The sequence below is a fragment of the Marinobacter salexigens genome (assembly GCF_002806945.1).
Lineage (GTDB): Bacteria > Pseudomonadota > Gammaproteobacteria > Pseudomonadales > Oleiphilaceae > Marinobacter > Marinobacter salexigens.
Genome location: NZ_NIHC01000001.1, coordinates 1,027,078 through 1,039,657 on the forward strand (window position 1 = coordinate 1,027,078; position 12,580 = coordinate 1,039,657).

Genomic DNA, 12,580 nt, shown 5'->3' on the forward strand with positions numbered 1-12,580 from the left:
CATGGCATCTATCATTCTCGCTTCAGCATCGCCGCGCCGTGCGGAGCTGCTTACGCAAATCGGCGTGCCTTTCGCTATGCACCCGGCTCATATTGATGAATCCACACGGGCTTCTGAAGTGCCCGGGGATTACGTTGAGCGGCTTGCCCGGGAGAAAGCGCTTGCGGTGTCTGCCCATTTTCCCGGGAAGTGGGTTCTGGGTTCAGATACATCTGTGGTTCTTGATGGCGCAATTCTTGGCAAGCCATCCGATGAAGCGGATGCGGAAACCATGCTGGCAAGCTTGTCTGGCAAAACACATCAGGTGATGACTGCCATTGCACTGGCCAGAGATGATGGCTGTGAATCCCGTCTGGTTACTACAGAAGTTACCTTTCGGGTACTCTCGAAGAGTGAGATTGTAGCTTATGCGGCCTCGGGTGAGCCCATGGACAAGGCCGGAAGTTACGGGATTCAGGGGCTGGGTGGTATTTTTGTGAAGGAAATCAAAGGGAGCTACAGTGCAGTTGTGGGCCTGCCATTACAGGAAACAGCTGCCTTGTTGGCAGACGCCGGCTACCCTGTATGGAAACACTGGTCGAGTAGTCGGGAGAGCCAAACATGAGCGAAGAAATCCTGATCAACGTAACACCGGTTGAAACCCGGGTCGCGCTGGTTGAGAACGGCATGCTGCAAGAAGCCTATATTGAGCGCGCCAGCCGCAAAGGCATTGTTGGAAATATCTACAAAGGCAAGGTTGTGCGCGTGCTTCCCGGTATGGAGGCAGCGTTTGTAGACATAGGGCTGGAACGGGCAGCGTTTATTCATGCCTCCGATGTGGTGCCAAGCCAGTCCAGTGCAGCCGTTCCCGGTGAGGGGCCGAAAACCGTTCCAGACATCCGCACTTTGCTGCGAGAAGGGCAGTCATTGGTGGTTCAGGTCACCAAAGACCCCATTGGCACAAAAGGCGCCCGACTTACCACGCAGCTCTCCATACCCTCCCGTTATCTGGTATTCATGCCTGATGTCTGTCACGTGGGAATTTCCCAGAGAATTGAGGACGAAACCGAGCGAAGCCGGTTGAAAGGTCTCGTTGAAGAGGGCGCGGCAGAGCATCCGGATGTGCAGGGTGGGTACATTATCCGCACCGCGGCTGAAGCTGCCACCGGAGAGGAGTTGCTGGCGGATATGAACTACCTGCACCACCTTAGCCAGTCCATTCATGAGCGGATTGAAAAAGTGCAGGCGCCGGCCGCTGTTTACAAGGATTTACCCCTGTTCATCCGCACCATCCGTGATCTTATCCGTCCGCAGACTGAAAAAGTGCGAATCGATAGCCGCGAAAGTCACCAGCGGGTCATGGAGTTTGTTGACGAATTTGTGACCGAGTTTGCTGATAAAGTGGAGTACTATCCCGGAGAACGGCCAATTTTTGACCTTTACTCGGTAGAGGATGAAATCCAGAAGGCATTAAGCCGCAAAGTACAGCTCAAGTCCGGTGGCTATGTAATCATTGATCAGACCGAAGCCATGACCACCATCGATATCAACACCGGCGCTTTTGTGGGTCACCGCAATCTTGAAGAAACGATCTTCAAGACCAACCTGGAAGCTGCTCGAGCAATCAGTCGCCAACTGCGCCTGCGCAATTTGGGCGGTATCATCATCATCGATTTTATCGACATGGAAGATGCGGAGCACCAGCGCCAGGTTCACCGTATGCTGGAAAAAATGCTCGAGCGTGACCACGCCAAAACCAAGATTACCGGCGTGTCTGAGCTGGGTCTTGTGGAAATGACCCGAAAACGGACCACAGAAAGCCTCGGCCAGGTTCTGTGTGAGTCTTGCCCAATATGCGACGGCAGGGGTTTCCTTAAAACCAGCGAAACAGTGTGTTTCGAAATTTTCCGGGAAATCCTGAGGATCAATCGAGCCTACGACGCAGAAAGCTATCTGGTGATGGCTTCCCAGAGCGTAGTTGACCGCCTTGTTGATGAAGAAGCTGACAACGTGGCGGATCTTGAAACCTTTATCGCCAAGACCGTTCGCTTCCAGGTGGAGCCGTTTTACAGCCAGGAGCAGTACGATGTCGTTTTGCTCTGATTCCGGGGCGATACACCGGCCCAAGGGGTGACAGGTAATGACACCCACGAAGCCCCCCTCTGAAAACCCACCATCCTTGCAGGAGAGCCGGCCGAACAGTCAACCCGTTCGTCTCATGGCATTGTTTACCGGTGCTGTATGGTGGCTTTTGCTGGCTGTGCTGGTTCTGCTTGCGCTCTATGCGGGTATTGGCAGGCAGCTCACCCAGAACGTGGATAGCTTCCGCGACGAGCTCGCGCGCGAGCTTACGGATCGTCTGGGGCACGAAGTCAGCATTGGGCGCTTGTCCTCACGCTGGTACTGGCTCGACCCCTCGTTTACCGCACAAGACATAGAAGTCATCAATCCGGATTCCGGTGACCGGGTGCTGAATCTGCAACATTTGACCATCCGCTTTGATGCCCTCGCCTCGCTGCTGCGATTCAGAATTGTTTTTGAAGATTTTGAAGCCGACGGGCTTGAATTGACCCTCAGCCAGGGGGGCAGTGGAGAACTGGGTGTTCGGGGCGCCGATGTTCCGGAGCCTATGAACAACCGCTATCGCAACTGGCTCAACGTGGCCGGGAAGTGGCTGTCCGACCCCTACATAAAAGTCACCCGCGTTAATCTGGGTATCCGTGACAACCAGGGCCAGCTGCGCCACCTGGATATTCCCCAGCTTGATTTGATGTACCAACAGGGATTATTCCGGGCATCAGGTCGCGCTATGCAATCCGCGACAACCCAGCAACTCGCCAGTTTCAGCCTTGTGGGAAAACAATTCTTCCGAGGGAATTTCAGTGGCCAGCTATACCTCAACGTGGATTCCGGGCGCCTGTTTGACGGGCTGATTGATGAGTACCAGTGGCGGGACCTCCGCGTTGAAGGGTTCGATCTGGGGGGCGAAGCCTGGCTAACCTTCCGCGAGGGTGTCTTGCAACAGGTGAGTGGTACCGTGAGAACACCCTATCTGCAACTGGGGGCGGGCTTTGAGTCGCTGGCTCCACTGGAAGATATCAGTGCCCGCTTCGGCTGGCGTCGCCACAGTGCGGTGATGGAGGCGCCAGAGCAGGGCGGGAGCCGGCCAGAGACAGTGGGTGAGTGGCATCTTGAGCAACTGGCCTGGACCTGGAATGGAGACCAGGTGTCGCCATTCAGCCTGAAGCTGCTGCCAGAACCACAGGGAATCACCGTTACTGCAGATGCCATGCCGCTGCGTCCGTTGAGGCGCTTGGCAGGTGCATTGCCCCTGCTGCCATCAGTGGCTATTGATGCATTGGACAATTATCGCCCCGTGGGATTTCTCGATGGCGTAACAATCCGTATTCCAGGAAGCGATAACAGCAGCTTTGAGTTCTCGGGCCGGCTTCGGGATGTGGGGGCCGCTGCACACGGAGGGGCACCTGCAGTGAGCGGAGTGCACGGCTTCATATATCTGGATCAGAATGCCGGTTACGTGCGGGCCCATGCAGGTGCTCAGCCGGTTGTACTTTCGTTTCCGGAGTTGTTCAGCAGCGAGTGGTCCTTGCCCGAGTTGTCTGCCACCGTAGCCTGGAAGCTGGATGGCTCTGTGACCCGTGTTTACGCTGACGACATACGCATGAGCTACGGCGCCAACACTCGCCTGGATGGAGCCTTCGATCTGAGGCTGGATACGCAGGGCGATGACAATCTTGGCCTTCGCGTCGGGCTCAAGAATGGTGAGGCCTCAATGCTGGCGGCGTTTGTTCCACAGAAAATTGTCGATGCCGGGCTGTACGATTGGCTGACTGCCTCAATTACAAAGGCGGACATAAGGTCCGGGACATACTTCGGGCACGGCCAGATTGGTGCCGGTGCACCTCCAGGGTCGTTTGTTTCGTCCATGTGGTACGAGTTTGATAACGCCACCGTTCGCTACGATAGCCAGTGGCCCGCGGTGACTGGCGCGCGCGGGCGTGTTGCCATCCAGAACGGTGACACACTGGTATCGCTGGAAGCGGGAACGACAGGGGGGCTGACGCTTGATCCGGGCACGGTCGCTGTCATTCCCGAAGAAGAGGGGGCGCTGGTGCGCGTGGACGTTTCCGCGCCTGTTCCCGCTGATACCATTACGTACTGGATGAAAAACAGTCCCTTTGGCGAGATGGCCGGTCCCGAGGCGGCCAAACTCGGTTATGGCGGAGACTACGAGCTTGATCTGTCGATTGACCTGCCTCTCAGGGATAATGCCTCCCCCGTGGTTGAGGCCAAGGTACGCACCGCCAATGGCTCGATAGCACATCCGGCCTCAGGCCTGCAGTGGAGCGGGATTTCCGGTGCGCTGACTTACCATTCGGTGAGTGGTTTTTCCGGAGCGCCTCTCAAAGCGAGTTTTCTGGGTGAGCCGGTCAGTGTTGCATTCAGTCAGCCACAAACGGCAAACGGACTCAGGATAGAGCAAACCGGCACGTCGTCGGTACCCGGCGTATTGCGCCAGATGGGAATGATGGAGTCTTTGGAAGAGGTAGGTGGCGACGCGAATAGCAGCCATTATGGCCTGAAGGGCGCGTTTGACTATGTTGGGCAGTTGGATGTTTTTGAGGGCGAGGCGCCGCAGGTAAGGGTAATTTCCAGCCTGGAAGGTTTGGCTATCGACTGGCTCGCGCCTTTTTCCAAAGAGGCCAAAGATCCGGCACCGTTGATTGTCGAAATAGACACCGAAGCGGAAAGAGGTTTGGGCTTTTCAGGTACCTGGGACAATCGCGCAACGTTTGATCTTTTGTGGAAAGATTCCGGGGTAGAGATGACCTTCGGGGAGCTGCATCTGGGGGATCAAACCCTGACAAACATTCAACTGGAGGCGTTTGATCTGGGCGATCGCTGGGTATTAAGCACCCAGTCGGAGCGGGCAGTAGGCCGGATTGTTATTCCGAATGATCGCAGCCTTGTAAAAGCTGATTTTGCAGAGGTGCACCTGATCCGCAATGAAAGCGCAGAGGCGGAAATACCGGAGCTGTTGACCATAGAGCAGCAGCTTGAGGCCTTCCGGGCGATGGACATGGCGAACTGGCCGGATATAGATGTTGCTATAGCTAATCTTCGCCTCAATGAAGATAGCCTCGGGCGCTGGTCTTTTCAGCTGAGGCCAGAACACCAGAAACTGAACATAACCGGCATTGAAGGTCGCCTCAAGTCGATTATTTTGCAGGGTGATATGGCCTGGAGTGTTATTGATAATCGGGAAGCCAGCCAGTTTTCAGGCTCGATAACCGGGGGCGCTCTGGCGGATCTCGAAGAGCTTTTTGATGCTGAAATTCCGCTCTCCAATAAGCAGAGCAGTATCGAGTTAAAGCTGGATTGGCCGGGCCGCCCCGATGAATTCGAGCTTTCAGGACTAAGCGGGAACATCAGCTTTCGCCTGGATGACGGTATGATTCTGGAGAGCAACAACAGTGCGCAGGTGTTCAGGCTCTTTAACCTGCTTAATGCCGATACGCTTTGGCGCAGGCTCAAGCTGGATTTTTCGGACCTGTATAAGCGCGGAGTCGCCTTTGACGCAATCTCGGGCAAGGCACGTCTTGAGAATGGCCTGCTGACAATGGATCCAGAGCTTCAGGTGGTTGGGCCTTCAGGAGCCTTCAAACTCAGCGGCAGTACAAACCTGGTGGATGAAGTGTTTGATATGCGCCTAGTCGTGGTCCTGCCCCTCACCCAGAACCTGCCACTGGCGGCGTTATTGATGGGTGCCAGTGCACCCATCGGAGGTGCACTGTTTGTGCTGGACAAGGTACTGGGCGATCCGCTTAGCAGGCTCACCAGTGCCACCTACAACGTGACCGGCACCTGGGACGAACCCATAGTCGATTTGCGCAGTGTGTTCGACACAGGTAAATAACAAACACGGTTACCTGAATCAGGCTTCGGCTTCGTCAACACACTCTCGCAGATAGCGAAACAGCTTGCGGGCCTGCCCGGTGTTTTTCTGTTTTTCCAGATCTTTACGGGCATTGCGAACCAGATTGCGCAAATGCTGTATGTCGGCGCCTGGGCAGTAATTAAAGAACTCGCCGGCAACCGAATCGCCTTCAGCAAGCATTCGGTCACGCCAGCGTTCAGCCAGATGGTGACGGCGGGTATGCTCCACGCTTCCCGAATCAAAAGCGTCAATGGCGCGCTTCACCGCCTCCGGGTCGTCTTCATGCCGGATAATCTTGCCAATGTACTGCAGGTGACGACGCTTGGCTTCGTTCTGCCTGATTCTGCGAGATTCCTCAATCGCGCTTCTCAGGGTATCGCTAATACTGAGAGTATCGAGCTGTTCGTTGCTCAACTCCATCATCCGTTTGCCCAGGTCCTGAAGTGCGTGCATCTCCCGCTTGAGCTGAGACTTGCTTGGGCCTGAGTATTGCGGAGCCTCATCTTCGTGATTGTCGATCATGATTTTATCCAGATTTATGCGTTCAAGCGTAGAAAATGGTGGCAAGGCCAAGGAATGACATAAAACCGGTCACATCCGTGACCGTTGTAAGTATAACGCTGCCTGCCAGTGCCGGGTCGATGTTACGGGATTTCAAAAACAGCGGCAGTACTGTGCCCACCAAGGCTGCAGCAACCAGGTTGATGATGAGCGCGGCCGCGATAATGGCACCTATCAGCAAATCCTGAAACCAGACGGTTGCCGCAGCGGCGACAACCGTGGCCCAAAGCACGCCGTTGAGAATACCGGAAAGAAACTCCCGGTTCAGCAGCCAGCCCACATTGGTGCCGCTGATTTGCCCAACTGCCATACCCCGGATTACGAGAGTGAGGGTCTGGCTGCCGGCAATTCCCCCCATACTGGCTACAATGGGCATGAGTACCGCCAAGGCAACCACTTTTTCGATGGTGTCTTCAAACAGGCCGATAACACCTGAGGCAATGAAAGCAGTAAGCAGGTTAACACCCAGCCAGATTGCGCGGCGCCTTGTGGTTTTCCAGACCGGGGCAAAAGTATCTTCGTCATCATCCAGGCCCGCCATACTCATCAGCGAATGGTCAGCATCTTCCCGAATAACATCCACCACATCATCGATGGTGATGCGGCCAAGCAAATGCCCTTCCTGATCCACAACCGGGGCGGAAATAAGGTCGTAACGCTCAAACAGGGTGGCTACCTTGGTGTCTGAAAGGCCGACCGGAATGGGTTCAATATCTGTGTCCATCACCTCCCGCACAGTGGCAGCCTGATTCGATACAAGCATTTTCGTGATGGGCAGCATGCCGATAAATTCATCGCGCCGGCTCACCACAATCAGGCTGTCTGTCATTGGGGGCAGTGCCCGGTGGCGGCGCAGATAACGCAATACTACATCGATGCTGATGTCAGGGCGGACGGTGATAGTGTCCGTGTTCATCAGGCCGCCGGCGGTGTCTTCCGGGTAGGAGAGAACTTCTTCAACCCGCTGCCGGTCCTGTTCGTCCATGGCGTCCAGAACTTCCTGGATCACCTTATCCGGCAACTGCTGCAAAAGGTCGGCGAGATCGTCTGACTCGTAGTCTTCTACAATATCTGCCAGTTCCTGAGCGTTCAGGCGGCTCAGGTATTCAGCACGAATATCTTCATTAAGGTACTGAAGAACATCGCCTTCCAGCTGTTTGTCAACCAGGTTCCAGAGCAGGGCGCGCTGGCGTGGTGGCGATGATTCAAGCAGGTGAGCGATATCACTAGGGCTGAGGCCGCCGTTGAGAATACGGGCAACCTGCTTTAGCGCACCGCTATCCAAGGCCTCGCTTAGTGAGCGTAAACGCTGGCGAGCCTGGCTTTTTTCCAGAATATCGGACATGAATCACCTGCAGTCAGAAAACGGCTGCATTATAACGGAGTTAGCCTTTACGCGTGAGAAAGAGTTGCAGGGAGGCGCTGGAAAAACCTGGCAGAATGCTGTGAAAGCGAGAGGTCTACTCGCCCTCACCAAAATAGTCATTAATCAATTCGGCAAGCGCTGTTATGGCTTGTTCTTCGTCCGGGCCGTCGGCCACCAGCTCCACTTCTGTGCCTTTGCTGGCGGCGAGCATCATCACCTGCATAATGTTCTTTGCATCCACCTCGCGGCCCTTGCCGCAAAGTTTAATGGAGCTATCAAACTGCGAAGCCGTGGCTACCAGCTTCGCAGTGGCCCGGGCGTGCAGGCCAAGTTTGTTAATGATAACAACGGGATGGCGAATCACGGCAGATCAGATCTCTTTCCGGGCCTGCAGGTGGGGTAGTTCAGCATGGCGTACCTGTACGTTGCTGCTTTGTTCGCCGAAGTGTTGTCCCAGCTGCTCGCAAATATACACAGACCGGTGTTGGCCACCCGTGCAGCCAATGGAAATAGTCATATAGCTACGGTTACTGTCGGCAAAAGACGGAATCCAGTTTTCCAGAAACCCGATCAAATCGTTTACCATTTTAGCGCTGGCGGGCTCACTCTCAAGAAATTCGATCACCGGCTGGTCCAGGCCGGTAAACTTGCGCAAGCTGTTGTCCCAGTAGGGGTTAGGCAGGCAGCGCACATCAAACACATAATCAGAATCCAGCGGCACGCCGTGTTTGAACCCGAAAGACTGGAACAGCAGTGCAAGCTCCTGGTCTTTTCGGCCGGCAACCCGTTGCTTCACCATATCCCGCAGTTCATACATCGACAGCCCTTTGGTGTTGATGTGCAAGTCTGCAAGCTTGGATAGCGGTTCAAGCAGGGCTTTTTCATTGCTGATGGCCTCCCTCAGGGAGGTTTTGTCATCGCTGAGAGGGTGCTTGCGCCGGGTGGCATGAAACCGCTGCAGGAGCGACTGTTCATCTGCGTCCAGATAGATCACTTCCACCTGAATCTCATCTCTGCGGAGCTTGCGATGAATCTCCTCAAAATTAGCTAACTCGCCAGAGAGATTGCGGGCATCAATGCTGACGGCCATTTTGTCGAGCCGCCCCGGTGCCGTCTGGTTTGCGGCTTCCCGGGTTAGCGGGAACAACAAGCCAATGGGCAGGTTGTCGATGCAGTAGAATCCCAGATCTTCCAGAACGTGAAGAGCCGTACTCTTGCCGGAACCTGACCGGCCACTGACGATGATCAGCTTCATAGTGATACAGCCTGTTGCCAGAGTGGATGTTAAGCGCTTGCGACGGTCATGCGTTGATAGAGCGTTTGCGCATCTTCGCATTGCCTCAGGCTGTCGCAAAAAGAGCGGTCATTGAATTTCTCGGCGAGCTGGCTCAGTAGCTCAAGATGCTCGCTGGTAGCTTCTTTGGGCACTATAAGTGCAAACAAAAGGTCCACCGGCTGGTTGTCGATGGCGTCAAAATCAACGGCTTCTTCCAGAGTAACCAGTACGCCAATAACCTGCCCAAGCCCTTCCAGGCGGCAGTGGGGGATGGCGATGCCCTGGCCGATTCCCGTACTGCCCAGCCGTTCACGGGCAATCAGATTGTTAAAAATCTGGGCCTCGTTTACAGCATGGTTGTGCTCGCGAATTTGCTCGGAAATGAACTCCAGAACCCGCTTTTTGCTCGAAGCGGGCACATTGCACAGAGTCAGCTCCGGCGTAAGGATGGTGTCTATTGTCAGGGATGTGTCGCTCATGAATCGACCGCGCTTCTGTGAAAAAAGCTGCGACACGTTGTACGCGCCGCAGCCTGATTAGATAACCTGCCTGGAAACAGTCGCTTAGCGGGCGGTGTTTCCCTGCATCCTGTCTAAAGTCTTCTCTTTATGCTTGAGGATCTGCCGATCCAGCTTGTCGACGAGGCCGTCGATTGCTGCGTACATGTCCTCGTTTTCCGCCTTTGCGTGAATCTCACCACCCACCACGTGGAGCGTCGCATCTGCAATCTGCCGAACCTTGTCCACTTCCAGTGTTACCTGGCAGTTGCTGATGTGGTCGAAATGCCGCTCAAGTCGCTCAAACTTTTCAGTTACATAGCCTTTAAGAGCGGGAGTCAGTTCTACGTGATGGCCTGAAATGTTGATTTGCATAGACGTCTCCTGTTTTCATTCTTTCCGGCTCTGGGAGCCGGCCTGAGTGCTGGTGCATGGCTGCCCCAGCGAATTTTATGTGTCTCTGTCTTCATGCGGTAGTGCAGGGTCTAAACCAGGCGCTTGCGTTCGTTCGAGGGTGGAATCTGCATTGCCTCGCGGTACTTTGCAACCGTGCGCCGTGCCACCTTGATACCCTGTTCTCCCAGCATGGTCGCAATCTTGTTATCACTCAATGGCTTTTTCGGTGTTTCTGCTGCAATCAGCTTTCTGATCATCGCACGGATAGCGGTTGATGAGCATTCTCCGCCTTCGTCGGTACTCACATGGCTGGAGAAAAAGTATTTCAGCTCAAAAACGCCCCGCGGAGTGTGCATGTATTTCTGCGTCGTCACCCGGGAAATGGTGGATTCGTGCATTTCCACAAGCTCGGCGATATCCGAGAGAATCAGGGGCTTCATAGCCTCCTCGCCGTGATCCAGAAAACCCTGTTGGTATTCAACAATTCGGGTTGCAACCTTCAGCAGTGTTTCGTTGCGGCTTTGCAGGCTTTTGATAAACCACTTTGCTTCCTGAAGCTGGTCCCGCAGATACGTATTATCGGCGCTGTTGTCGGCACGCTTTATTAGTGAAGCATAGCTTGCATTCACGCGTATGCGCGGGGCTATTTCCGGGTTCAGCTCCACGCGCCAGCGGTCATTGTGCTTTCGCACGATAACATCAGGAATTACGTAGTCTGGCTCGGTGCGGTCTATGATGTCACCCGGGCGCGGATTGAGGCTGGTGATCAGCGCAAGTACGTCGCGCAATTCATCTTCCTTCAGCCGGCTGCGGCGAAGCAGCTGGGCGTAATCACGGTTGCCTAACAGGTTTATGTAATGGGTGATGACCAGTCGTGCCTGTACTAACCAAGGGGTTTCCGGCGGCAGTTGATTCAGTTGAATCAGCAGGCAGTCTTGAAGGTCCCGGGCAAAAACCCCGGGAGGATCGAAGAATTGCAGCCGGCGCAACACGGCTTCTACTTCATCCAGTTCCAGAGGGTCTTCATCGGAATCGCTCGTCAGGCCGCTGTATATCTCCTCCACAGGGCTTGTGAGGTAGCCTTGCTCGTCTACTGCGTCCATGAGCGCGTGGGCAATAGCCTGATCCCGCTCGGTCATAGTCGTCAGGTTCAGCTGCCATTCAAGATGATCCCGCAGGGTTTCGCTGGGGGAGTTCCGGGTCTCGAAATCGTGATCGCTTTCGTCTTCGTTGCGCGCCGCAGGGGCAGGAGCGGACTGGTAAATATCGTCCCAGGCGGTATCAACGGGAAGGTCGTCAGGAATAGTATCCGGAATTTCATTTTCAGTTTGCCAGTCCGGGCCGCTCTCGCTTTCATCCCAATCGGAGCTTGCGGCCTCCTGCGGGGGCTCTGGGGCGGTGTCGTCTGCAGTGTTGTTCTGGCTTTGCTCGCCATCCACTGTGGCTGTGTCAACCTGGTCGTCGTCTTCCTGGGATTCCAGCAGAGGGTTGGACTCCAGTGCCTGCTGGATTTCCTGCTGGAGGTCGAGGGTTGATAGCTGTAGAAGCCTGATCGCCTGCTGCAGCTGGGGCGTCATGGTCAGGCTCTGACCCAGCTTTAATTGTAATGAGGCTTTCATAACCATCGCTCAGGATCCGTCACTTATACCCGTTCTGAATTTCTTGCTACGGCCAGAAAGTCTTTGTGTGTCGGCCACTTGCCGCTACTCAAGCATAACCTAGCAAGTTCTTTGCCGAGTTTACTTGCTCCGGGCCGGCAAAACAATCGAGCAGGCCTGCCGCCGCTCCATAAAACAGAGCTTACAGGCGGAATTCCTTGCCGAGATACACTTCTTTGACCTGCTCGTTGGCAAGGATGGTTTCAGAGTTTCCGGAGGCGATAATGTGGCCACCAGATACGATGTAAGCAGTGTCGCAGATATCCAGAGTATCGCGCACGTTATGGTCGGTGATCAGCACGCCTATGCCCTTGTCCCGGAGGTGGCGGATAATCTGTTTGATATCGCTCACCGAGATGGGGTCTACCCCGGCAAAGGGCTCATCCAGCAGAATGAAAGCAGGTTCCATGGCCAGGGCGCGGGCAATTTCCACCCGGCGCCGCTCACCACCAGAGAGCGCCATGCCCTGGCTGTCGCGGATATGGGTAATGTGGAACTCTTCAAGCAGTTGTTCAACCTTGCTCAGGCGTTCAGCGCGGCTGAGGTTTTTGCGGGTTTCCAGAATCGCCATAATATTGTCCCGCACCGAAAGCTTGCGGAATACCGAAGCCTCCTGGGGTAAATAGCCAATACCCTTGCGCGCCCTGCCGTGCATGGGTAGGGGAGTGATGTCCTGGCTATCAATGGTTATACGGCCATTATCTGCGTTGACCAGCCCCACAATCATGTAGAAACAGGTGGTTTTGCCGGCTCCATTGGGCCCGAGCAGGCCAACAATTTCACCGCTGCGGATTTCAAGCGACACATCGATGACGACTTTTTTCTGTTTGTAGCTTTTCGCCAGGTTACTCGCTCTGAGAACTGCCATCGGATTCCTGTTTACTGTAA

At 54.9% G+C, this 12,580-nt stretch carries 11 protein-coding genes; 3 read left to right on the forward strand and 8 right to left on the reverse strand.

Features of this window, described 5'->3' with window-relative positions:
* Position 1 precedes the first annotated feature (1 nt).
* Genes CDH47_RS04775 through CDH47_RS04785 form a run of 3 tightly spaced genes read left to right on the forward strand, consistent with a single transcriptional unit; the run spans position 2 to position 5,917 of the window.
* Positions 2–604 carry a Maf family protein gene (locus tag CDH47_RS04775; protein WP_100638652.1) on the forward strand — a complete coding sequence of 201 codons (603 nt, stop codon included), beginning with the start codon at positions 2–4 and terminating at the stop codon, positions 602–604.
* Positions 601–2,082, forward strand: a complete 1,482-nt coding sequence (gene rng, locus CDH47_RS04780) for a ribonuclease G (protein ID WP_100638653.1) — start codon at positions 601–603, stop codon at positions 2,080–2,082. Before CDH47_RS04775 ends, rng begins: the two co-directional genes overlap by 4 nt.
* 37 nt (positions 2,083–2,119) lie before the next feature.
* Positions 2,120–5,917 (forward strand): YhdP family phospholipid transporter, encoded by a 3,798-nt coding sequence (locus CDH47_RS04785; protein ID WP_100638654.1) that lies wholly within the window; start codon positions 2,120–2,122, stop codon positions 5,915–5,917.
* 18 nt (positions 5,918–5,935) lie between these two features.
* On the opposite strand, the gene yjgA is transcribed toward CDH47_RS04785, so the two are convergent.
* From yjgA to lptB, 8 genes are all read right to left on the reverse strand, one after another.
* The gene (gene yjgA / locus CDH47_RS04790) at positions 5,936–6,460 is read right to left on the reverse strand and encodes a ribosome biogenesis factor YjgA (RefSeq protein ID WP_100638655.1); all 525 of its coding nucleotides are present in this window, start codon (positions 6,458–6,460) and stop codon (positions 5,936–5,938) included.
* A 22-nt stretch (positions 6,461–6,482) separates the two neighbouring features.
* Entirely contained in the window at positions 6,483–7,844 is a 1,362-nt protein-coding gene (gene mgtE / locus CDH47_RS04795; protein ID WP_100638656.1) for a magnesium transporter, read from the reverse strand.
* Positions 7,845–7,959: 115 nt separating this feature from the next.
* Positions 7,960–8,229: an HPr family phosphocarrier protein gene (locus CDH47_RS04800; RefSeq protein ID WP_100638657.1), complete on the reverse strand. Its 270-nt coding sequence runs from the start codon at positions 8,227–8,229 to the stop codon at positions 7,960–7,962.
* Positions 8,230–8,235: 6 nt separating this feature from the next.
* Positions 8,236–9,120 (reverse strand): RNase adapter RapZ, encoded by an 885-nt coding sequence (rapZ, locus tag CDH47_RS04805; protein ID WP_100638658.1) that lies wholly within the window; start codon positions 9,118–9,120, stop codon positions 8,236–8,238.
* A gap of 29 nt (positions 9,121–9,149) precedes the next feature.
* Positions 9,150–9,620 (reverse strand): PTS IIA-like nitrogen regulatory protein PtsN, encoded by a 471-nt coding sequence (gene ptsN / locus CDH47_RS04810; RefSeq protein ID WP_100638659.1) that lies wholly within the window; start codon positions 9,618–9,620, stop codon positions 9,150–9,152.
* An 84-nt stretch (positions 9,621–9,704) separates the two neighbouring features.
* Positions 9,705–10,013, reverse strand: coding sequence for a ribosome hibernation promoting factor (gene hpf / locus CDH47_RS04815; RefSeq protein ID WP_100638660.1), 309 nt, complete (start codon positions 10,011–10,013; stop codon positions 9,705–9,707).
* A gap of 110 nt (positions 10,014–10,123) precedes the next feature.
* Entirely contained in the window at positions 10,124–11,653 is a 1,530-nt protein-coding gene (locus CDH47_RS04820) for an RNA polymerase factor sigma-54 (protein ID WP_100638778.1), read from the reverse strand.
* Between the two features lie 181 nt (positions 11,654–11,834).
* The gene (gene lptB / locus CDH47_RS04825) at positions 11,835–12,560 is read right to left on the reverse strand and encodes an LPS export ABC transporter ATP-binding protein (protein ID WP_100638661.1); all 726 of its coding nucleotides are present in this window, start codon (positions 12,558–12,560) and stop codon (positions 11,835–11,837) included.
* Between the last annotated feature and the right edge of the window lie 20 nt (positions 12,561–12,580).

Coding starts and splice junctions, on each gene's coding strand:
- CDH47_RS04775 (WP_100638652.1), top strand. CDS start 2: ATGGCATCTATCATTCTCGCTTCAGCATCGCCGCGCCGTGCGGAGCTG.
- rng (WP_100638653.1), top strand. CDS start 601: ATGAGCGAAGAAATCCTGATCAACGTAACACCGGTTGAAACCCGGGTC.
- CDH47_RS04785 (WP_100638654.1), top strand. CDS start 2,120: ATGACACCCACGAAGCCCCCCTCTGAAAACCCACCATCCTTGCAGGAG.
- yjgA (WP_100638655.1), bottom strand. CDS start 6,460: ATGATCGACAATCACGAAGATGAGGCTCCGCAATACTCAGGCCCAAGC.
- mgtE (WP_100638656.1), bottom strand. CDS start 7,844: ATGTCCGATATTCTGGAAAAAAGCCAGGCTCGCCAGCGTTTACGCTCA.
- rapZ (WP_100638658.1), bottom strand. CDS start 9,120: ATGAAGCTGATCATCGTCAGTGGCCGGTCAGGTTCCGGCAAGAGTACG.
- ptsN (WP_100638659.1), bottom strand. CDS start 9,620: ATGAGCGACACATCCCTGACAATAGACACCATCCTTACGCCGGAGCTG.
- hpf (WP_100638660.1), bottom strand. CDS start 10,013: ATGCAAATCAACATTTCAGGCCATCACGTAGAACTGACTCCCGCTCTT.
- CDH47_RS04820 (WP_100638778.1), bottom strand. CDS start 11,653: ATGAAAGCCTCATTACAATTAAAGCTGGGTCAGAGCCTGACCATGACG.
- lptB (WP_100638661.1), bottom strand. CDS start 12,560: ATGGCAGTTCTCAGAGCGAGTAACCTGGCGAAAAGCTACAAACAGAAA.